Source organism: Salmonella sp. A1325, assembly GCF_056991255.1.
In genome coordinates this window covers 250,222-270,743 of record NZ_JAMLWO010000005.1, presented here as the reverse complement: position 1 = coordinate 270,743, position 20,522 = coordinate 250,222, and the positions used below count along the sequence as shown (strand labels likewise).

Here is a 20,522-nt window from a genome sequence, read left to right as displayed (position 1 = left end):
ATGAAAGGATTTTACGCATTAATTATATCATCAATCATTATGCCCGCCCATGCGGGGATTGTGATCTACGGTACTCGCGTTATCTACCCAGCAGATAAAAAGGAAGTATTAGTCCAGTTGATGAACCAAGGGAGCCGATCTTCACTGGTTCAGTCATGGATTGATGACGGCGACAGTTCTTTACCGCCGGAAAAAATTCATGTGCCATTTATGATTACACCTCCGGTTGCAAAGGTGGCTGGAAACTCAGGCCAGCAGTTGAAAATTAAAAAAATGGCACATATGCTGCCTAACAACAAAGAAAGTTTATTTTTCCTCAATGTACTGGATATTCCACCGAACAATCCAGATAATGTAGGAAAGAATGTGCTCAAGTTCGCGATGCAGAATCGAATTAAACTATTTTATCGGCCGAAAGGGATTTCGCCAGTTAATATGCATACGTTTCAAAAACTGTCTATGAAACGTAACGGCAGTATTTATTCCATTAAGAATGATGCCGCTAACTGGATCACAGTGACGGAAGTAAAAGCTAATAATGTTAAAATAAATAACGAAAGTATTATGCTTGCACCGCTCTCCAGTGCAGATGTGGCATTAAAAAGTGCTAATGCCAATCAGTATAAAATGACCATTATTGACGATCACGGTAATTATATTAGCGATAACGTCAGCTTAAAATAACAGGAGCTGGTTATGTTAAGGATGACTCCGATTGCTTCGGCGGTATTACTGTTGCTACTCGGCATTGATGCCCATGCCGCAGAAGAAACGTTTGATACAAATTTTATGATGGGTGGAATGAAAGGTGAGAGGGTTTCTGATTTTCGCCTCGATGATAACCAACCCCTGCCAGGCCAATATGATATTGACATCTACGTCAATAAGCAGTGGCGTGGTAAGTATGATATTACTGTTAAGGATAATCCGGATGACACCTGTTTATCCCGCGATGCATTAACGCGTCTGGGGATAAATATACAAGCGTTGGACAAGCAGAATGAATGCCCAACCTTGAAGCAGGCGGTACAAGGGGGCAGTTATGCCTGGAATATTGGCACGTTTCGTCTGGATCTTAGCGTTCCACAGGCGTTTGTCGATGAACTTGAGCAAGGGTATGTTCCTCCGGAAAACTGGGATCGTGGCATTAATGCCTTCTATACCTCGTACTATGCCAGCCAGTATTACAGCGACTATAAGGATTCTGGCAACAGTAAAAGTACCTACGCGCGTTTCACCAGCGGGTTAAACCTGCTGGGCTGGCAGCTGCATTCCGATGCCAGCTATAACAAAACCGATGACAGCAGCGGGGAGTGGAAAAGCAACACCCTGTATTTGGAGCGTGGCATCCCACAAATTCTGGGCACTCTGCGTGCCGGGGATATGTATACCTCATCAGATATTTTTGATGCGGTGCGTTTTCGTGGCGTACGGCTGTATCGCGATATGCAGATGCTGCCGAACTCAAAACAGAATTTTACGCCGCTGGTGCAGGGGATTGCGCAAAGTAACGCGCTGGTCACCATCGAACAGAACGGTTTTGTGGTTTACCAGAAAGAGGTTCCGCCAGGCCCGTTCTCTATTGCGGATTTACAGTTGGCAGGCGGCGGTGCGGATCTTGATGTTAGCATCAAAGAGGCTGACGGATCGGTAACAACCTATCTGGTGCCCTATGCTGCGGTGCCCAATATGTTGCAGCCGGGTGTTTCAAAATATGATTTTGCGGCAGGGCGTAGCCATATCGAAGGCGCCAGCAACCAGACCGATTTTGCGCAGATGAGCTACCAATACGGGCTGAATAATCTCTTAACGCTGTACGGCGGCACCATGCTGGCGGATAACTACAATGCATTTACGTTGGGTACTGGCTGGAATACGCGTATCGGCGCGATTTCCGTCGATATGACACAATCGCATAGCAAGCAAGACAATGGTGATGTGTTTGACGGGCAAAGTTACCAGATTGCCTATAACAAGTATTTGACGCAAACCGCCACCCGTTTTGGGCTTGCTGCCTATCGTTACTCGTCACGAGATTACCGAACGTTTAACGATCACGTTTGGGCCAATAACAAAGACAGCTATGATCGTGATGAAAATGATGTGTACGACATTGCGGATTATTATCAGAACGATTTTGGTCGTAAGAACAGTTTTTCGGCGAACGTCAGCCAATCTTTGCCGCAGGGCTGGGGCTCTGTATCTTTGAGCACGCTGTGGCGTGATTATTGGGGGCGTAGCGGTAACAGTAAAGATTATCAGCTGAGCTATTCCAATAGCTGGCAACGGATTAGCTATACCTTTTCCGCCAGCCAGACTTACGATGAAGATCATCACGAAGATAAGCGTTTTAACGTCTTTATCTCTATTCCGTTCGATTGGGGAGATGATATTAGCGCTCCGCGCAGGCATTTGTATGTGTCTAACTCAACGACCTTTGATGATGACGGTTTTGCGTCAAATAATACCGGGCTTTCCGGCACCGCAGGCAGTCGCGATCAGTTTAACTATGGGGTGAATCTCAGCCATCAACGGCAGGACAGCGAGACAACGGCTGGCGGTAATCTGACGTGGAATGCGCCAGTTGCGACGCTTAACGGCAGCTATAGTCAGTCGTCTAAATATACACAAACTGGCGGCAGTATTTCCGGGGGGCTGGTGGCTTGGTCTGGGGGCGTGAATTTAGCCAACCGACTGTCGGAAACGTTTGCCGTGATGCATGCGCCGGGCCTGGAAGGAGCGTATGTTAATGGGCAGAAATACCGCACCACCAACCGTAATGGCGTGGTGGTCTACGATGGTTTAACGCCGTATCGTGAAAACCACTTGATGCTGGATGTCTCCAACACTAATAGTGAAACCGATCTGCAAGGGAATCGGCGTAATACAGCCCCATATCGGGGGGCAGTCGTTCTGGCGACGTTTGATACCGACCAACGTAAACCTTGGTATATCCGGGCGCAGCGTCCCGATGGTTCACCGCTGACCTTTGGTTACGAAGTAGAGGATATTCATGGACATAATATTGGCGTGGTAGGCCAGGGAAGCCAGCTCTTTATTCGCACCAATGAAGTACCGCCGGAAATAAATGTGGCGATTGATAAACAACAGGGACTTTCATGCTCAATCACTTTCGGCAAAACGATTGATGAAAGTAAAGTTTATATTTGTCGGTGAGGAATGTCATGAGATATTTATTGATGTTGTTTATGATTTTTATATCTTCAAATTTGCAAGCGTATTGTTATATTATAAATCCGGAATCTGCTAGTAATACAAAAATAGAGGATGTAATTGAAATTAAATTAGATAGCAGGAATGTTTTTGAAAAAGAAGTATCAATGGTATTTCCAGATTCTTTCTCTGGATTCCATTGTATGGGAGGGACTGCTGTAGAAAACCGCTTTAAGACAACGTATTCAAGTGGTAATGGGGAGACTGTAAGATATAAAATAAATGATGGTAGCGGACATAGGTTGTATGTTGATGTGACATTGTTTGTTGACGGTAGCCAAACAGGAAAACAAAAAGCCAATGAGACTTCTCAAGCCAGTAAACTAAACAATAACTTAAAATACAAGGTGTTGGCTAAGGTGGTAAAAGTGGAGGCAGATGATAATAGTATTGAAGCCAAATCTGCAGGTGAAGTTTTTTTGTTAGGAAATTATATCAAAGTTAAACCATTGGATTGTCATGGTGCAGTTATTTGTGCTCATGATAACACCAACCATGAATATAGTTTTAAAGTGCCGATAAAAATATTTTTTACTAAGACAACATGTTCTTTGTCTAATAATGAGATTACATTGCCTCCTATTTCATTAAGTGATCTGTTGGCTGGTAATGCTCAGGTCGAATACTTTCCTGATGCACTGAAATTTACATGTGATGGAGGGCTGGGAATGACGACAAGTATTGTAAATTATCATTTTTCTGCCGTTTCAGCAACCAATGGAGATTATTTGGCAAATGAATTAACAAGCGCCGATAGTGCAAAAAATGTTGGGTTTAAAATTTTCCTTAATGATAGCCTTATTCATGTAAACTCTGATGAGAAAAGGCAACTGTTAGGGTATAATAAAGAAATGACTGAAGCTTCAGAACTGAAGCTGGGTGTACAATACTATAAATATGGTAACGTCCAACCGGGCAATGTAAAAAGTAGTGTTTATATTATTACAAGTTATCAGTAATCAATGCTAAGCACACTCTCCTTAACGGAGAGTGTGCTTTTTTATCGATGATAAAAAATCTCGCCATCATAGGCTTTGATGATTTTTCCATCGGTATCGTTAATCAGTACATACGCGCCGCCCATATAGGTCCAGTGAGTACCGGCATCTGGCGCGGGCAGATTACGTAATTTCCACTGTTTAATATTGTACTCATCGGTGCGGTACATCTGCGGAACGCTATCGCCGGGCTTGAAGTGGGTGAAGTCGGCGATAAAGCTTTTTAACTCATATTGATCAATGCCCGTTGTCGCGGGGGCGGCCCATGCAAAACTGGTTGCAAGCAACAGCGCGCAAGGCAGCAACTTACTTTTCATACTTTTACCCTCCACATATGCGGGTCAGTTAACATCGTGTGTATCATTTCTGCTGGTGGCGTATCTGACAAGCGCTATTTTGTTATCTCACGCCCCTTTTCGTAAAAAGTGTAAACGAAAGCGTCGTGCAGCAACATATCCGCCAGCAAGTTTGCCAGAACCAAATAGGTTTTGAGAACTATCTGATAACGCTGAAATTATCGTCCGCCGCTGGCTGTAAATTTACATTGTCTGGCGCAGACAGTATGCTTAATAGCGAAACCCCGCTTAACACGGCGGGGCTTGACGACTCGGGGTGCCCTTCTTTGTGAAGGCTGAGAAATACCCGTACCACCTGATCTGGATAATGCCAGCGTAGGGAAGTCTGACACTGCTCGTGTCCCTTCTTCACGCGGGCAGGAGCTGAACCATGCAGCCTGACCTGCACTGCCGCACGCTTGCGGCGCATACGTTAAAACACTTTCGCGCGCTCTCCCCGCTTACGCACTGTATGACGAATGACGTCGTACAAACGTTTACCGCCAATACGCTGCTGGCGCTGGGCGCTTCACCCGCCATGGTGATTGATCCCGTCGAGGCCAGACCGTTTGCCGCCATCGCCAACGCCTTGCTGGTTAATGTCGGAACCTTAACCGCCTCACGCGCTGACGCGATGCGTGCGGCGGTAGAAAGCGCTTATGATGCCAAAACGCCGTGGACCCTTGATCCTGTCGCGGTGGGCGCGCTGGAATTTCGTCGGCGATTTTGCCTGGATCTCTTGTCCCTGCGCCCGGCGGCAATACGCGGCAACGCCTCGGAAATCCTGGCGTTATCCGGCATGGCGCTGGGCGGACGCGGCGTAGATTCCACCGAGGCGGCGTTGGCCGCACTGCCTGCGGCGCAGGCGCTGGCGCGTCAGATAGACTGCATCGTTGTGGTTACCGGAGAGGTAGATTACGTCACTAACGGTCAGCGCACGCTGAGCATTCCCGGCGGCGATCCGTTAATGACTCGCATTGTAGGCACCGGCTGCGCGTTGTCGGCGGTCGTCGCCGCCAGTTGCGCGTTACCGGGCGCCGCGCTGGACAATGTCGCGTCGGCCTGCTGCTGGATGAAACTGGCTGGACAGACCGCGGCAGAGCGTAGCGAAGGACCGGGCAGCTTCATCCCGGCTTTTCTTGATGCGCTCTATCATCTGGATGTGGAGGCGGCCAATGCAACGAATTAACGCGCTGACGATTGCTGGCACCGATCCCAGCGGCGGGGCCGGTATCCAGGCGGATCTTAAGACTTTTTCCGCGCTGGGCGCATATGGCTGTTCGGTCATCACCGCGCTGGTGGCGCAAAATACCTGTGGCGTACAGTCGGTGTACCGGATAGAGCCGGACTTTGTCGCCGCTCAACTTGATTCCGTGCTCAGCGATGTGCGCATTGATACCACGAAAATCGGGATGCTGGCGGAAACCGATATTGTCGAGGCCGTGGCGGAACGACTACAGCGCCATCATGTACGTAATGTGGTGCTGGATACGGTGATGCTGGCGAAAAGCAGCGATCCGTTGCTCTCGCCCTCTGCGATAGAAACATTACGCGTCCGGCTGTTGCCGCAGGTATCGCTGATTACGCCTAATTTGCCGGAAGCCGCAGCGTTGCTGGATGCGCCCCATGCGCGTACGGAACAGGAGATGCTGGCGCAGGGGCGGGCGTTACTGGCGATGGGGTGTGAAGCGGTATTAATGAAAGGCGGGCATTTAGAGGATGCGCAAAGCCCGGACTGGCTCTTTACCCGTGAGGGCGAGCAACGTTTTAGCGCGCCGCGTGTGAACACCAAAAATACGCATGGGACGGGCTGTACGTTGTCGGCGGCGCTGGCGGCGTTACGGCCACGGCATCGCAGTTGGGGAGAGACGGTAAACGAGGCGAAGGCATGGCTTTCGGCGGCGCTGGCGCAGGCGGACACACTGGAAGTGGGGAAAGGCATTGGTCCGGTACATCATTTCCACGCGTGGTGGTAGTATACTGCCTACAGACCCGTCGTCAGGAAAGATAAATGGAACAAGCGCATACCCGGCTCATCGCGCAACTGAATGAACGAATTTCAGCGGCGGATAATACGCCGCTATACATGAAATTCGCCCAGACGGTAAAGGATGCCGTGCGCAGCGGTATTCTTGAGCACGGTAATATTTTGCCTGGCGAACGCGATCTCAGCCAGCTTACCGGCGTCTCGCGCATCACGGTACGAAAAGCGATGCAGGCGCTGGAAGAAGAGGGGGTCGTCACGCGCGCCCGTGGCTACGGTACGCAAATCAATAATATCTTTGAATATTCCCTGAGAGAGGCGCGGGGATTTTCTCAGCAGGTTGTCTTGCGCGGCAAAAAACCGGATACGCTATGGGTTAACAAACGCGTGGTAAGTTGTCCGGATGAGGTCGCGCAGCATCTGGCGATCCCCGCAGGCAGCGACGTCTTTTTACTCAAACGCATTCGTTATGTTGATGAGGACGCGGTATCGATTGAAGAGTCCTGGGTGCCCGCGCATCTGATTCATGATGTCGACGCGATTGGCATTTCTCTGTATGACTATTTTCGTCGCCAGCACATTTACCCTCAGCGTACCCGATCCCGCGTCAGCGCCCGGATGCCGGATGATGAGTTTCAGTCGCATATTCAAATGGATGGTAAAGTGCCGGTGCTGGTGATTAAGCAGGTGGCGCTCGATCAGCAGCAGCGGCCTATTGAATACAGCATCAGTTATTGTCGTAGCGACCTATACGTTTTTGTGTGCGAGGAGTAGCGCCTCGCGCGTGGGCGCGCAGTCGCCGCCGCGATGCCCGACCACCCAGCTTGCCACCGCATTTCCCAGCAGTACGGCATCCGCGAGCGACCAGCCTGACGCTAGTCCTGCCAGCACGCCGCCAGCATGGCTGTCGCCCGCGCCGATGGTATCCACCACGGTTGCCGGAAACGCTGGCACAACGCCGGAAGATTGCGCGCTAAAATACCACGCTCCGTCTTTATCGTGGCGCACCACCAGCGGCGCGGAAAAGCGGTTTACCCATGCTTCGCCGAAAGTGCGCGTATTGGTCGCAAGTCCGGCGCGTTCCGCGGCGATGATGGCTTCCTGGCGATTGAGGGAGACGATGGGCCGGCAGGCCATAATGCGCGCCATTGCATCGTCTGTAATGTCACCGATTCGTGGGCCAAAATCGATAAAAGGCGTGACATCGTCGACGGTTTCCAGCCACTGGATCAGTGGTTCGCCACAGGACGAGGCCAGTTGATAGCCGGACAGGTAGACAAGACTGCCCCGCGGTGTCCTGAGCTGCGACAGCCAGTCCGCATTCCACTGGTTTTCCACGCCGCTAAAAGACATAAACGTGCGTTCGCCATCCGGTTCGACTAACGCCAGACACCAGCCGTTATCTCCTTCAACCGCGTCAATCACGCTGGATAATCCCTCTTTTGCCAGACGGCGGCGAATCCTCTCCGCCCACACGCCCTGGCCCAGCGGCAGCGCATTGCTGGCGTCAATCCCCAGTCGTTTCAACGCCACGGCAATATTCAGCGCACAGCCGCCGACATTGACGCTCTGTTGTTGCAGTTCAATATCGCCTCCGCGACGCGGCAACGTCCAGGCGTCGGCAATGATATCGATCACTGCCGCGCCGATAACGGTGAGCGGACGCCGGGTATGCAGGGTCGGTAATAATGTCAGCAACCGTGCGCCGTTCATAGTGCCTCCCGCCGTTGACGATAACTCGCCAGCGCAACGGCATAGCGCGCAAAATCCAGCTGATTAACCTCGTCCAGCGTTTGCTTTAACTGGGGGTTAATGGCGCTTACCCCGTGCAACGCGCCGCAAATGGCGGTGGCCATCGCGCCGATAGTGTCGGTATCGCCGCCGAGGTTAGCGCACAGCACGGCACAGCGGTTAGGATCGGTATTCGCCAGCTCCACCATGGCGATAGCGCAGGGAACCGATTCAATGGTGCTGGTTCCCGCGCCGATGATCTGATAGAGCTGTTCGCTGGCAGATTCGACGCCGTCGGCGTGGCGGACAATGTTTAGCGCCAGTTCCAGACGTGCCGATAGCGAGGCGCTAAACGTGGTAATACGCGCTGTCTGCGCCTGATGGGCGACGGCGGGGAGCGAGTCGGCAATACTTTGCCACGTGTCGCCGTTAACCGCTCGCGAGACGGCCCAGGCGACAACCACGGCGCCAGCCACCGCCAGATCGGATTTATGCGTCGGGCTGGAGGCTAACGCTACTTCTGCTATAAAGGCTGTCAGGTTAGTTGGCGGCAACAGGCAGCCCAACGGCGAAACGCGCATGGCCGCGCCGTTAGTCACGCCGTTATTTTCCAGCGCCGCGATGGGTTTGCCGTCGCGAATCGCATTCAGCGCAATTTTTGACGTCGGGCCGAGTACATTTTTATTGAACGCATCAAAGCGTTCTGCCCAGGCGAGGATGTTACGTCCAATAATCTCGGGATCAATGCTGCCTTCGCATTCGAGTAGCGCGTCGGCCAGGCAGAGCGCCATTGCGGTATCATCCGTAAACTCCGCGCGGTTAAAATAGCAGGCGGCATTATTCTCTTTTGGCCCGGGCAGAAAGCGGTCAATCCAGCCGAAATGCGCTTTGACGCGCGTTCTCGGCCACAGCTCAGAGGGCATTCCCATCGCATCCCCTAACGCTTGCCCGTAAAGAGCACCGAGAATACGTTCTGCTTTCATTTTACTTCCCCTTGTGTCAACGCAATATCGCGATCGTCAATAGCAGTGATCTCTTTGTCCGATTCGCGAAAGAAAATCATAAACAATAGCGCGATGACGGCAATCATCACTGCGCCAAACGTCCACATGCCCGCCCAGTTGAATGTCAGACCGTTAACCGGTTGCGGATAAGCAAACATTTTTTCCATCATCACGCCGCCGAGACGATACCCCAGCAGGCTGCCGAATCCCTGACAGCAGAGGGTGATAAGCCCTTGCGCAGCGGTACGCATATGAACCGGCGCTTTTTTATCGACATAAATGTAGGCGGTGACGTAGTAGAAATCGTAACTTACGCCGTGCAGCAAAATACCGAGGAACAGCAGGGTGTAAGTGAAGTACGTCTCCGCGCCGCCATAGACAAAAAAGCCGTAGCGGATCGCGGCGGTAATAAGACCAAGCAACAATACCTTTTTAATACCAAAGCGCTTAGTGAAAAAGGGCAGAGCCAGCATAAAGAAGATTTCAGAGAACTGGCCGAGCGTCATCCAGCCGGTGGCGTTTTTCATTCCCACTTCTGTCAGATAGCCGTTAGCGAAGATGTAGTAGAAGGCCAGCGGCATCGCAAACAGAAAGGAACAGAAGAAGAAAACGAGAAAGTTTTTATCGCGCAGCAGGACCAGCGCATCCAGCCCCAGCATCACTTTAATATCCATCTTGCCGGTGCTTTTTGGCGGCGTGTCTGGCAGACAGAACGCAAATACGCCCAGCAACGCTGAACTTGCGGCGGTTATGAGCAGTGGAATGTTGGTGGGGGAAATATCGTTATAGCCTAACATTTGCGGCAGGAATCCACAGGCGAGGCCGGAGGCAATCCACCCAATGGTTCCCATAACGCGAATGCGTGGAAAATCGCGTTCAACGTCCGGTACGTTAGCGAAGGCAATGCTGTTTGTCAGCGCGATGGTCGGCATATAGGTCAATGAATAGGCCAGAAGCAGCGGAAAGAATCCGACAAAGGTGGTTTGCTGCGCCGCGAAATACATCAGCACGGCGCCTGCAAACATCAGTACCGCCAGGACTTTTTGCGCTGAGAAAAAACGGTCGGTAACGGAGCCGACCAGAATCGGCGACAGGATCGCCGCAATGGCGGTACAGGCATAAGACCAGCCTATTTCACCGGCGGAAAACCCGCTTTTATTTAGCCATAGCCACAGGGGGACGAACCAGGCGCCCCAGATAAACCACTCCACGAACATCATGAACGACAGTTTAAAGGTCGTTTTCATTTTTGAATCCTTCATGACAGGTAAGGTACGCCATGAGAATACCATTTAATAATACCTTTTAAATACCAATGAGCATTAATTTTGACCGATCTAACACTTTTTTGGACGTGAATCGAGTCAGCAGATAGCGCCGAAAAAATGCGCTAAAGTTGGCAAAAATGGTCGGTCAGTACCAGGCTTATTGCGACCCGCAATCTGCGGGACAGGACTATTCACCTTCCGATACCCTATCGGAACTTACGGGAGCATAGCTATGACTGATATTGCGCAGTTGCTTGGCAAAGACGCCGACAGCCTTTTACAGCATCGTTGTATGACCATTCCGTCCGATCAGCTTTATCTACCCGGCAAGGATTACGTTGACCGGGTGATGATTGACAATAATCGTCCACCAGCCGTTCTGCGTAATATGCAGACGCTCTATAATACTGGTCGCCTGGCGGGAACAGGATACCTTTCGATACTGCCCGTCGATCAGGGGGTGGAGCACTCCGCCGGCGCTTCTTTTGCGGCCAACCCGCGCTACTTTGACCCAAAAAACATTGTTGAATTGGCGATTGAGGCCGGCTGTAACTGCGTGGCCTCTACCTACGGCGTACTGGCCTCGGTTTCACGGCGTTATGCGCACCGTATTCCGTTTTTGGTCAAACTGAATCACAACGAAACATTGAGCTATCCGACAGAGTACGATCAGACCCTGTACGCCAGCGTTGAGCAGGCGTTCAATATGGGCGCCGTGGCGGTAGGCGCGACGATCTATTTCGGTTCGGAACAGTCTCGTCGCCAGATTGAAGAGATCTCCGCCGCTTTTGAGCGTGCGCATGAGCTGGGTATGGTGACCGTATTGTGGGCTTACCTGCGTAATTCTTCCTTTAAAAAAGACGGCGTCGATTACCATGTATCCGCTGACCTGACGGGGCAAGCCAACCATCTGGCCGCTACGATTGGCGCGGATATTGTGAAACAGAAAATGGCCGAGAATAATGGCGGTTATAAAGCGGTCAACTTCGGCTATACCGACGATCGCGTGTACAGCAAACTGACCAGCGATAACCCGATTGATTTGGTACGTTACCAGTTGGCGAACTGCTATATGGGACGCGCCGGGCTTATCAACTCCGGCGGCGCGGACGGCGGCGACACTGATCTCGGCGACGCGGTTCGTACCGCGGTGATCAACAAACGAGCCGGTGGAATGGGGCTAATTCTGGGACGTAAAGCCTTTAAGAAATCGATGGCTGATGGCGTGAAGTTGATTAACGCCGTACAGGATGTCTATCTGGATAGCAAAGTCACCATCGCCTGAGTTTAACGAAGAAAAGCCGGATGTGAACGCATCCGGCCAGCGACAGGTGTTATTAACGTAGCAACGGGCAGTCTGGCGGTAGCCGACAGCGTAATGCGCCAGGCAGCACCTCAATATGAAATTCTTGCCCGCTGAGTGGTTCGCCATCCAGATTAAACGTGATTTCATGCGGCGCATGAATATCAAACCACGCCGAGGTGCCGTCAATAATATTCGGATTGTCATCTGACTGCGTGAGCGTGGAAAACAGCGCCGGCAGCAGCTCTTCGCCGGTAAAAATCCGTAGCTGTAACAGTCCGTCGTTAATCAGCGCGGTGGGACATAATTGCTGCCCGCCGCCGGCCTGACGACCGTTGCCGATGCCGATCACCAGCGCATCTCCCTGCCAGTGAAAGTTTTCGCCACGTATTTCGCAGCGGTCAGGGGTCAGCGTATCCATTCTCATCAGACCGTGAATAAGATAGGAGACGCCGCCCAACGCGGCTTTAAGTTTTTCCGGCGTTTCGGTGGTAATGCGGGTGCCAAAACCGCCCGTCGCCATATTGATAAAACAGGTTTTATCATTGACCCTGGCCATATCAATTTCCATCGCGTTTCCGGCAATCGCCAGTTTCAGCGCTTTGTCCAGCGCTTCAGGAATACCGGCGCTAGTGGCAAAATCGTTGGCAGTGCCGAGCGGCAAAAGGCCCAGTGCAGGGGCTACGCCGTCGCGGATCTGGATGAGCGCGGTTGACACTTCATTAATGGTACCGTCTCCGCCGCCGGCAATCACCGTTTCAACGCCCAGTCTACGGGCTTCATCAACGTAACGCTGCGCGTCGCCTTTTTCCCAGGTTACCCGAACGTGAATCTGTATGCCTTCGTCGCGAAGTAGAGTAATGGCCTCACGTAGCGGCTGGTTATCAGCGCTTTTGCCATTGAGGATCAGTAAGCTGGCGGGAAAGTTAGCCATCCGTTATGCCTTAATAGGTTGAACAACAATCTCCAGAAAGTGTATAGCAGAAATGAAAAAGCGAGGTCAGAACAGGATGAAAATTGAAATGTTGCGCACTTATTGCTTTACCGTTTTTCTTCCTGCTGTACGCAGCGGTAAGTGAAGCATGGTTTAAGGCAAATGGCGACAAGAGAGATGCCGGTATGCGCATTGAGTAGTGCTTGTGAGAGTGCAAGGAAATCACAAGGGGGAGTCAGACGCTTTCCGATATAGCGCCTTTGATAACGAAACGGAGAATTAACAAGACGAACATACGTCAGTTATCAGTATTAATTTCAAACACCATAATATCAGATAAAAACCTGATATTTATTACCAAACATACTTTTTAATAGCATAAAATCGAAATGTTCTTTAGACTGCTTTGGCAGGAACAAGACGCACTATTAGCAGTACACTATTCTTGTTATCAAATAAAACCTATTTAGATGATGACTTAGCGCGGTGTCTTATAGTCGTGCCTGAGGTACCGCTTTTCTCATAAACATAAACAGGCATGTGCATGAAGAGGTTTATATGAATGTCACTTCAGGCGTGAATGCGCAAACGCCATTGCTCCCTCCTTCTGAACGGGGTAATGACGAAAAACCAGTAGCTGAAATCGTTGAGTTTAACGCTTACGGCAATAAACCCAGATGTTTAATGTGTCTGGGAACCTCGGCATTGTTTACAAGTGTTTTCAGTGGGGTATGCTCAGGGGCTGTCGCCAGTGTCAGTAGTGGTGCTACATATACTACCGCCCTGACGGTTTTAGGCGCATCGTTTGGCATAGGGGGGATTGGTATGATGGGAATATGCGCCGGACTATACCTTAGCGCAAATGGTGTCAGAACCCGGCCAGCCTGGCCATAAATGAGCAAACACAGCAAGTCATAGGGAAAAGACGAATTCTGACGATGACACGGGGTGTTGCGCGTCAAGACAAGAGGCTTATGACTTATATAGAAACTCTTTAAATAGAGTATGGGGTGTTATGTATTCAAAAGCCGATCGCTTATTAAGACAGTTTTCACTAAAATTAAATGTCGATTCAATTGTCTTTGACGAAAACAGATTATGCTCATTTATTATAGATAACCGTTACCGTATCTTACTAACAAGCACTAACAGCGAGTATATAATGATATACGGTTTTTGCGGAAGACCTCCGGATAATAATAATCTTGCTTTTGAATTTCTCAATGCTAATTTATGGTTTGCAGAGAATAATGGACCACATTTGTGTTATGATAATAACTCACAATCATTATTACTGGCTCTCAACTTCTTACTCAATGAAAGTTCTGTAGAGAAACTTGAATGTGAAATTGAGGTAGTTATTAGATCAATGGAGAATCTGTATCACATTTTACAGGATAAAGGAATAACTCTGGATACCGATTATACGTGACGGTGGGAAGGGCGTTTGGTGATCTGGTGGTAATAGAGGATAATCAACCCCAGCAAAACTTACATGGCCTGATGAAGGTGGACTGAACGTAGGTGCGATGGTTTGAGTATTACTTTGACATGAAATCAAACCTCTAATCCGGGAAAACATTATTTTAATCCTTGTAAAAGCGGCATTAAAACGTGCCATAACTTTACACGCTTAAATTATCGATTTTTAACCTTAATTTAATAACCTGGAAACTTTTTGTATAAGTTCGCACAAAGTAGTTCTTGATTTAATTCACTGATTTTAAACGTAAACGTCAGAATGCCAAGCCCTGAGTCTGACCGGATGCGGGGAGGATTGTGACTTGCTGGCTGGCAATGGATAGGGGAGGTCTCTAAACCAAAGCGCCCATTTGCGCTTTGGTTAGTGTGGTCAATTTTTGGATGTGGCGGAAAGTACCACTTTTTTATTGATTATACGCAAAAAATAAGCCTGCGTAAGGGAGATTACGCAGGCCAAGGAGGTGGTTCCTGGTACAGCTAGCATTTATGGGTTATGTTTTTCAGCGCGTTGAATAATACCCGCATTGAGCGAAGCGGTATGTGATCAATTTCTAAGAATCTTCCCGCCATGAAAAAATAACCGCAATTAACTACTTAGCATGGGGGTTACGCGTTGATTCGCCTGAGAAATTACGCATCAATAGTGCGTAATCCAGCGTAACGTCCTGCGGGACGGGCATCCAGACGGTATAGCCATCGCCAGGCGCCACCGGCATAGCGTCGCCTTTGGCGTTCTCCATCTGTTCCAGGGTGAAATTGATATTTCCCTGCGGTGTCATCAGCTCCAGACTATCGCCAACGGAGAATTTATTTTTCACCGCCACGGCCGCCAGTTGGCCTTTACGCTCGCCGGTGAACTCGCCGACAAATTGCTGGCGTTCGGAAACGGAGTACCCGTACTCGTAATTCTGGTAATCGTCGTGCGTATGGCGACGCAGGAAACCTTCGGTATAGCCGCGATGAGCCAGACCTTCCAACGTTTCCAGCAGCGTAGGGTCGAAGGGTTTACCCGCGGCGGCGTCGTCGATGGCCTTACGGTAGACCTGCGCGGTACGGGCGCAGTAATAAAAGGATTTGGTGCGGCCTTCGATTTTCAGCGAGTGGACGCCCATTTTCGTCAGGCGCTCCACGTGGGCGATAGCGCGCAAATCTTTTGAGTTCATGATATAGGTGCCATGCTCGTCTTCGAACGCGGTCATGTATTCGCCCGGTCTTTGGGCCTCTTCTATCATAAACACTTTATCCGTCGGCGCGCCGATACCGAGCGTCGGCTCAACGTTCTGTACCGGAATCGGTTCGTGCTTATGCACGATGTTGCCGACAACGTCTTCTTTTCCTTCCTGCACGTTATATTCCCAACGGCAGGCATTGGTGCAGGTGCCCTGATTCGGATCGCGTTTATTGATGTAGCCGGAAAGCAGGCAGCGGCCGGAATAGGCCATGCATAGCGCGCCGTGGACGAAAATTTCTATTTCCATATCCGGCACCTGCTGGCGAATTTCCTCAATCTCTTCCAGCGACAGCTCGCGGGAGAGAATCACACGGGTCAGCCCCATCTGCTGCCAGAATTTTACCGTCGCCCAGTTTACGGCATTAGCCTGTACCGACAGGTGAATCGGCATTGCCGGGAAGTGCTCGCGTACCAGCATAATCAACCCTGGATCGGACATGATCAGCGCATCCGGGCCCATCTCGACGACGGGTTTCAGGTCACGGATAAAGGTTTTGAGCTTGGCGTTATGCGGGGCGATGTTCACCACCACGTAGAATTTTTTTCCGAGCGCGTGGGCTTCGTTGATGCCACGCTGCAAATTTTCGTGATTGAATTCGTTATTACGCACGCGTAAAGAGTAGCGCGGTTGGCCCGCATAGACGGCATCGGCACCGTAAGCGAAAGCGTAACGCATATTTTTCAGCGTTCCCGCCGGCGAAAGGAGTTCTGGTTTAAACATCATTTTCTCGTTCTGATGACAGGTCAGATCCGCCTCACCTGATGAGGCGGCTGGAGGAGAGTCCTCACTTTAAGGGCGGGCATTGTAGCGCCGTGGGAGAGGGGAGTAAACCACCTTACACCATTGAGTTGACCTGTCCCGGCAGCTCTGAATTCGGGATGCGGACGGTATACCAGGCGAAACGAAAGCGTTTCCAGAAAGAATCGAAATGCAGGTGGTCCAGGCAGTCCATAACGATTTCATTATCCGGATAAAGCGTGAAGGCAAAATGCGCCCAGCGTGCGCTTAGCTTCATATTAAACAGCGTTCGATCGTGTTTATTACCGTGCAGGCGCGATAGGGTCACCATAGCGTGTAGCGTGCCTTTGTTGGCCTCTTGTTGCACCAGTTCCAGATGCTTATGCGCCAGCGTAATATCCTTCACTTCAAAAATATTCAGCAGGAACAAGCCCCAGGCCTCTTTATGTCCGAACTGATGCGCCAGCCAGAGATTATCGAGTAGTTCTTTTTCATAAGCGGAACGTTTTTCGGTATCAGGTTCTTGTTTACTCAGACGCTGGTTGCAGACGCCGATGCTGAAATGAATATTTTGCAGGTCATTTTCATAGTCGGTATAGCCTCCGTTATCTATTAATTTGTACGGGGTGCTCTCGCGCAGCGCTAACTGCCGGTGCAAAATCTCCGCCGCGCGCTGAAAATACCCTAACGCGATGGCAGGATCGTAAGGTAGTAGGCCGTTGTTCTCTTTATTATTGTGTTCAAGGCCCAGCAGGTTTAGCGCGGCGGGTATATTTCTTTGTGCGCCCAGCTCTGCCAGCGGCACGCAATGTTCCGGGAGCCCGAACCAGTTGAAATTTTTAATCGCCGCCCGCCAGTTATGGTTATATTGAATGTCGGCGACGCTATCGAGCCAGGCGAGGCCTTGCGCCTCATCCTTTTCGAAACCCAATAGCCCGGCGTACTGAAAGTAGCCACGACGGATTTTCGGCACTGCGAATTCCGTTTGCTGCGCATTCTGGCAGAGAAAATTATACATCCACCAGGTGTCAGGAAAATCGCGCAGGGCGAACTTTATCGTGTCATCAGAGAAGTAATTGTTGAGCTTAACTTTTTCCACGATCGAACGCTGAAGGGTTCGCCAGAGCGCGACATTATCGTCCAGATCGCTATAGCAGACCCGCAGCCACTCCAGCGCGTTGTGGCGAGATTCCTGAATATGCGCTCGCAGGCTAATCTCTTCGGCTTTGGCGATAATACGTTCCTGTTCTGCCGGGGAGTCAACCTCTTTGATGCGCAGATCGCGGTGATCGTCCCACCAGATTAATAGCTCCAGATGTTCACGTTCTGCGGCAGAAAGGTGATCGCATACGCTTGATTCCAGAAATTCGCGGATTTCCTCGTGAGACCCTCTCCAGCGTGGCATACGAAACGGGATATATTCATCCAGCACGTAAAATGCCGTCGGGAAAATAGCCAGGCAGACGGCGAGCCAGTATTTTTGCCCGGCATCGTCATTGCACTCCGGCAGCACGGACGGGCGTGGCAGATTTGGGCAAACCGCGTCGGCAAACGACAGCCCGGAATGGGCCATCAGCGCGTCCACCTCCTGCGGTGAATGGCGATGATATTCAGCCAGATCTTCCATTAATGGCTGCCCGGCAACATCCGCGCCCACGAGGAACTCAACCAGCCAGTCGGGCTGGCCGAAGACTTTTGAGTTGGTGCTGGTCAGGGCCGCCGCCATCCACTGGCGCGGTTCACAGTCGATAGCATTGAGCGCGGCGATGACCATCCGTTCGTTGCAGGCGGCGGCGCAGATCCACATCGCTCGGGTGGTTTCTCTCGCCCAGCCATAGCTGCGGTAAAGCCACGCACGGTGATTCCAGTATTGCGCCTCGGCAAGCCAGGCGTGAGTGGAGCGGGGACGAGCGCGCTGCCAGTTTTTGATCAGCGCTAATCCTTGCGGCCCAGCCTCAACCAGCGTGTCCATATCGTAAAAAGGGTTGTCCATTTGATTCCAGGCGAAGAAATAGCGCTTTTCCGCTTCGCGGCTGGTAAAGCTCTCCGTCAGCGCCTGGTTGTAGCGTTCGTCCAGTTCGTCATAGCGTTCTTCGCGCAGCAGGCCGGGAATATCGGCGATATGCCACTCTCGTTGCCCGTCATTGAGGGGATTTTTGTGGTTGCACATCTCAAACATAGCGTTGAGCAGACGATCATCCTGTTCCATAAAGCGTCCTTTAAATCGGCTCGAAAATTTTGAATTCATTCCACGGCAGTTGTCGCCAGCGGCTGACAGGGTCTTGCAGATAATGGGTGGCTTCCTGTAAATCCCGTCCGGCAAGCGCTGTTGGCGTGTCACGTAGCGTGAGCCATACCCGGCGGGCGCGAACGTAGGCGGTGGCGTAATCCTCCCAGGAATCAAAACAGTCCTGAGCGCGCTGGGCGTTAAGTAATAACACCAGCCAGGCCTGATGTACGTCGCACCAGCCGAGCCCGGCGATACAGCGGGTCAGAAAGGCGGTGCGCATACAGTCGAAGGCCAGCGCGTCGCGGACCTGGCCCTGGGCCGCCAGATGATGATAAAACGTGCGCGGCGAGCTGCCGATGCCCGCAGGCCAGCGGCGTAAGATATCCTCAACCTTGTGGCGTAACGCCGCGCCGTCGAGGTTTTCGCTCAAGCCCAGCTCTTTTTTTACCTGCTGCGCCAGATAGCGGCGTTTGTCATCGTCAAGTTTGAAGACCAGCTCAACGCCTTTGGTCGGTAGCCCGTTGCGCCGGGCAAGGATATCAGCCAGCGCCAGCGCCCATTGACGCCGCCGGGTATCGCGACGCAGATCCTTCAGGCGATCTTTTTCTTTCTCCTCGGCGATACGGGACGCAATCAGCGGTTTGTTTTTTTTGTAGTTGCGCCAGCTAAAAAATAGGGCGGCAATAATAAGAACAATCCAGAACATTATTGCACCTCCTTGATGACAGGTAGGTAACGCGTGGTTTGTAGCGTCAGGCTTTCAATTTCGAAAGGTTCGCTACTGGTGTTTTTCCCGGCAAGCGTAGGATGCCATTCATGCTGCGGAAACAGCATTTCCGCAGCCGTCGCCACGTTAGGATCAACAACCTGAAGGTAGCGCAGCGCCTCCGGGGCGCTGTGTAGCAGCAGCCACTGTAAAGCTACCGGAGGCGTAGGGAAGTGCTCCATTAAATGAAAATTGTCATGCAGCACATTGAGCAGAAAATTGAGGTCATGAATATGAGTAATAAATTTCCAACCTGAATATTCCGGCGTTGCTTCATAAACTATTCCCATCTCTTCGCAATCGGCGTGGCGCTCAGGAAGTGGTTGCAGATGGCGTAACAGAGATAAAACATCGTTAGCATATTTCTTAATAGGATGGCGATTTTGCTTACCTTTAATCTGATCAATGCTCAGGCTGTTATTACCAACCACCAGGCTTATTGTGACGTGGGGAATATTATTGCCGTCGCGCAGGCTGAACAGGCGAAGTTTTTGTTGTTCAATTTGTCGGGCGTAGTAATCACCGTAGCCGCCGGAAAGCGCGCCTTTATTTTCAAAATCTCCGACGCAGTGTTGCATATGCCAGGATTCATACGCCATCTCACTGCGCAGGCCGGGGTTTGTTGCATCAAACTCAACCAGCACACCGTTATTCACCGCCATCACCGGTTTTAGCGCCTCGCTGTTGGAGGGATACCAACCTTGTTCACGCAGGCGCTGCATTTTTTGATGCTCCGCTTCGCGCATTGCCAGCACGGTAAAGCAGTTGATGCGCTGTAGTTTAGTTTCCAGCCGCGTTCCTTCCTGCCGCGAAAGAAATTCCACTAAATCTCTTTCCATTGCCACGAGTTGCGGGTGCTGAACGTTAAGGTAGTAAAAGTGCTCATCGCCACCCAGCTTTGGCGCCAGCCAGGCGGGGATTTCTGCATCAGCGCTAAAATAAACGGCATAATCGGCGACGGAGCGCACAGGATAAACATGAGGAAAGTCACCGATGATCCAACGATAAAAATGGTTGCTTAACCAGCGCTGGATATTTTCGCTGTCGCCGCGTTGTTGGCTCCGGGAAAAAATAGACGATTTTACATTTGGCGCATTTATTATATTGCGTGGTTTATAGCGGTGAGATGACGTTTCTGTCATAAAAATCCATGTATAATTAAGCTGGTACTATGTTTATGTATTTTTAGATTCACTTAATGAATTAATGCGCAATAAGTTTAAAAAACTACTCACAGTATATCGGTAAACTAAAAAGAGCGGCCAAATAATTTATTGTCCCCG

Annotated in this window: 18 protein-coding genes, 1 pseudogene and 1 riboswitch; of the genes and pseudogenes, 9 read left to right on the top strand and 10 right to left on the bottom strand. The window is 50.9% G+C overall.

Annotated features, from left to right (window positions below):
- Genes NAZ64_RS12560 through NAZ64_RS12550 form a run of 3 tightly spaced genes read left to right on the top strand, consistent with a single transcriptional unit; the run spans nucleotide 1 to nucleotide 4,193 of the window.
- Nucleotides 1–684: a fimbria/pilus periplasmic chaperone gene (locus NAZ64_RS12560; protein WP_134944683.1), complete on the top strand. Its 684-nt coding sequence runs from the start codon at nucleotides 1–3 to the stop codon at nucleotides 682–684.
- Nucleotides 685–696: 12 nt separating this feature from the next.
- Entirely contained in the window at nucleotides 697–3,177 is a 2,481-nt protein-coding gene (locus NAZ64_RS12555) for a fimbrial biogenesis outer membrane usher protein (RefSeq protein ID WP_000945356.1), read from the top strand.
- Between the two features lie 8 nt (nucleotides 3,178–3,185).
- Nucleotides 3,186–4,193: a fimbrial protein gene (locus NAZ64_RS12550; RefSeq protein ID WP_001269812.1), complete on the top strand. Its 1,008-nt coding sequence runs from the start codon at nucleotides 3,186–3,188 to the stop codon at nucleotides 4,191–4,193.
- Nucleotides 4,194–4,234: 41 nt separating this feature from the next.
- On the opposite strand, the gene rcnB is transcribed toward NAZ64_RS12550, so the two are convergent.
- The gene (rcnB, locus tag NAZ64_RS12545) at nucleotides 4,235–4,549 is read right to left on the bottom strand and encodes a Ni(II)/Co(II) efflux transporter accessory subunit RcnB (RefSeq protein ID WP_076726865.1); all 315 of its coding nucleotides are present in this window, start codon (nucleotides 4,547–4,549) and stop codon (nucleotides 4,235–4,237) included.
- Nucleotides 4,550–4,830: 281 nt separating this feature from the next.
- Nucleotides 4,831–4,927: riboswitch (TPP riboswitch) on the top strand.
- Between the two features lie 31 nt (nucleotides 4,928–4,958).
- Between rcnB and thiM the strand changes: the two genes are divergently transcribed.
- The 3 genes from thiM to NAZ64_RS12530 are packed head-to-tail and all read left to right on the top strand — an operon-like array spanning nucleotide 4,959 to nucleotide 7,325.
- Complete coding sequence (thiM, locus tag NAZ64_RS12540) at nucleotides 4,959–5,756, top strand: hydroxyethylthiazole kinase (protein WP_220569778.1); 798 nt, start codon at nucleotides 4,959–4,961, stop codon at nucleotides 5,754–5,756.
- Nucleotides 5,743–6,543: a bifunctional hydroxymethylpyrimidine kinase/phosphomethylpyrimidine kinase gene (gene thiD, locus NAZ64_RS12535; protein WP_001188961.1), complete on the top strand. Its 801-nt coding sequence runs from the start codon at nucleotides 5,743–5,745 to the stop codon at nucleotides 6,541–6,543. The genes thiM and thiD overlap by 14 nt, the downstream gene beginning before the upstream one ends.
- A 35-nt stretch (nucleotides 6,544–6,578) precedes the next feature.
- Nucleotides 6,579–7,325 (top strand): GntR family transcriptional regulator, encoded by a 747-nt coding sequence (locus NAZ64_RS12530; protein ID WP_134944684.1) that lies wholly within the window; start codon nucleotides 6,579–6,581, stop codon nucleotides 7,323–7,325.
- On the opposite strand, the gene NAZ64_RS12525 is transcribed toward NAZ64_RS12530, so the two are convergent.
- The 3 genes from NAZ64_RS12525 to NAZ64_RS12515 are packed head-to-tail and all read right to left on the bottom strand — an operon-like array spanning nucleotide 7,299 to nucleotide 10,533.
- On the bottom strand, nucleotides 7,299–8,264 hold the full coding sequence (locus tag NAZ64_RS12525) for a PfkB family carbohydrate kinase (protein WP_134944685.1): 966 nt from the start codon (nucleotides 8,262–8,264) through the stop codon (nucleotides 7,299–7,301). The genes NAZ64_RS12530 and NAZ64_RS12525 overlap by 27 nt on opposite strands.
- Nucleotides 8,261–9,265, bottom strand: coding sequence for an ADP-ribosylglycohydrolase family protein (locus tag NAZ64_RS12520; RefSeq protein WP_000642799.1), 1,005 nt, complete (start codon nucleotides 9,263–9,265; stop codon nucleotides 8,261–8,263). Before NAZ64_RS12520 ends, NAZ64_RS12525 begins: the two co-directional genes overlap by 4 nt.
- Entirely contained in the window at nucleotides 9,262–10,533 is a 1,272-nt protein-coding gene (locus tag NAZ64_RS12515; protein WP_262943664.1) for a nucleoside permease, read from the bottom strand. The genes NAZ64_RS12520 and NAZ64_RS12515 overlap by 4 nt, the downstream gene beginning before the upstream one ends.
- Nucleotides 10,534–10,786: 253 nt before the next feature.
- Here NAZ64_RS12515 and fbaB point away from each other — a divergent pair, with 253 nt between their 5' ends.
- A complete protein-coding gene (fbaB, locus tag NAZ64_RS12510) occupies nucleotides 10,787–11,839 on the top strand; it encodes a class I fructose-bisphosphate aldolase (protein ID WP_000129590.1) in 1,053 nt (350 codons plus the stop codon).
- Nucleotides 11,840–11,891: 52 nt separating this feature from the next.
- Here the strand turns inward: fbaB and yegS are convergent, their stop codons facing one another.
- On the bottom strand, nucleotides 11,892–12,791 hold the full coding sequence (yegS, locus tag NAZ64_RS12505; protein ID WP_151353687.1) for a lipid kinase YegS: 900 nt from the start codon (nucleotides 12,789–12,791) through the stop codon (nucleotides 11,892–11,894).
- Nucleotides 12,792–13,349: 558 nt separating this feature from the next.
- On the opposite strand from yegS, the gene steD reads away from it, so the two are divergent.
- Nucleotides 13,350–13,685: a type III secretion system effector SteD gene (gene steD, locus NAZ64_RS12500; protein WP_079951314.1), complete on the top strand. Its 336-nt coding sequence runs from the start codon at nucleotides 13,350–13,352 to the stop codon at nucleotides 13,683–13,685.
- Between the two features lie 121 nt (nucleotides 13,686–13,806).
- Entirely contained in the window at nucleotides 13,807–14,223 is a 417-nt protein-coding gene (locus NAZ64_RS12495; protein ID WP_483640945.1) for a CesT family type III secretion system chaperone, read from the top strand.
- A gap of 9 nt (nucleotides 14,224–14,232) precedes the next feature.
- Here the strand turns inward: NAZ64_RS12495 and NAZ64_RS12490 are convergent.
- The 5 genes and pseudogenes from NAZ64_RS12490 to NAZ64_RS12470 all read right to left on the bottom strand — a co-directional run.
- Nucleotides 14,233–14,412 (bottom strand): annotated as a pseudogene (locus tag NAZ64_RS12490) (non-LEE encoded effector protein NleB); the annotation flags it as partial.
- Nucleotides 14,413–14,863: 451 nt separating this feature from the next.
- On the bottom strand, nucleotides 14,864–16,225 hold the full coding sequence (trhP, locus tag NAZ64_RS12485) for a prephenate-dependent tRNA uridine(34) hydroxylase TrhP (RefSeq protein ID WP_079962532.1): 1,362 nt from the start codon (nucleotides 16,223–16,225) through the stop codon (nucleotides 14,864–14,866).
- Between the two features lie 115 nt (nucleotides 16,226–16,340).
- Complete coding sequence (locus tag NAZ64_RS12480) at nucleotides 16,341–18,452, bottom strand: DUF4034 domain-containing protein (RefSeq protein ID WP_483640944.1); 2,112 nt, start codon at nucleotides 18,450–18,452, stop codon at nucleotides 16,341–16,343.
- Between the two features lie 10 nt (nucleotides 18,453–18,462).
- Nucleotides 18,463–19,179: a DUF1266 domain-containing protein gene (locus NAZ64_RS12475; protein WP_000498594.1), complete on the bottom strand. Its 717-nt coding sequence runs from the start codon at nucleotides 19,177–19,179 to the stop codon at nucleotides 18,463–18,465.
- On the bottom strand, nucleotides 19,179–20,381 hold the full coding sequence (locus tag NAZ64_RS12470) for a cytoplasmic protein (RefSeq protein ID WP_483640943.1): 1,203 nt from the start codon (nucleotides 20,379–20,381) through the stop codon (nucleotides 19,179–19,181). The genes NAZ64_RS12475 and NAZ64_RS12470 overlap by 1 nt, the downstream gene beginning before the upstream one ends.
- Between the last annotated feature and the right edge of the window lie 141 nt (nucleotides 20,382–20,522).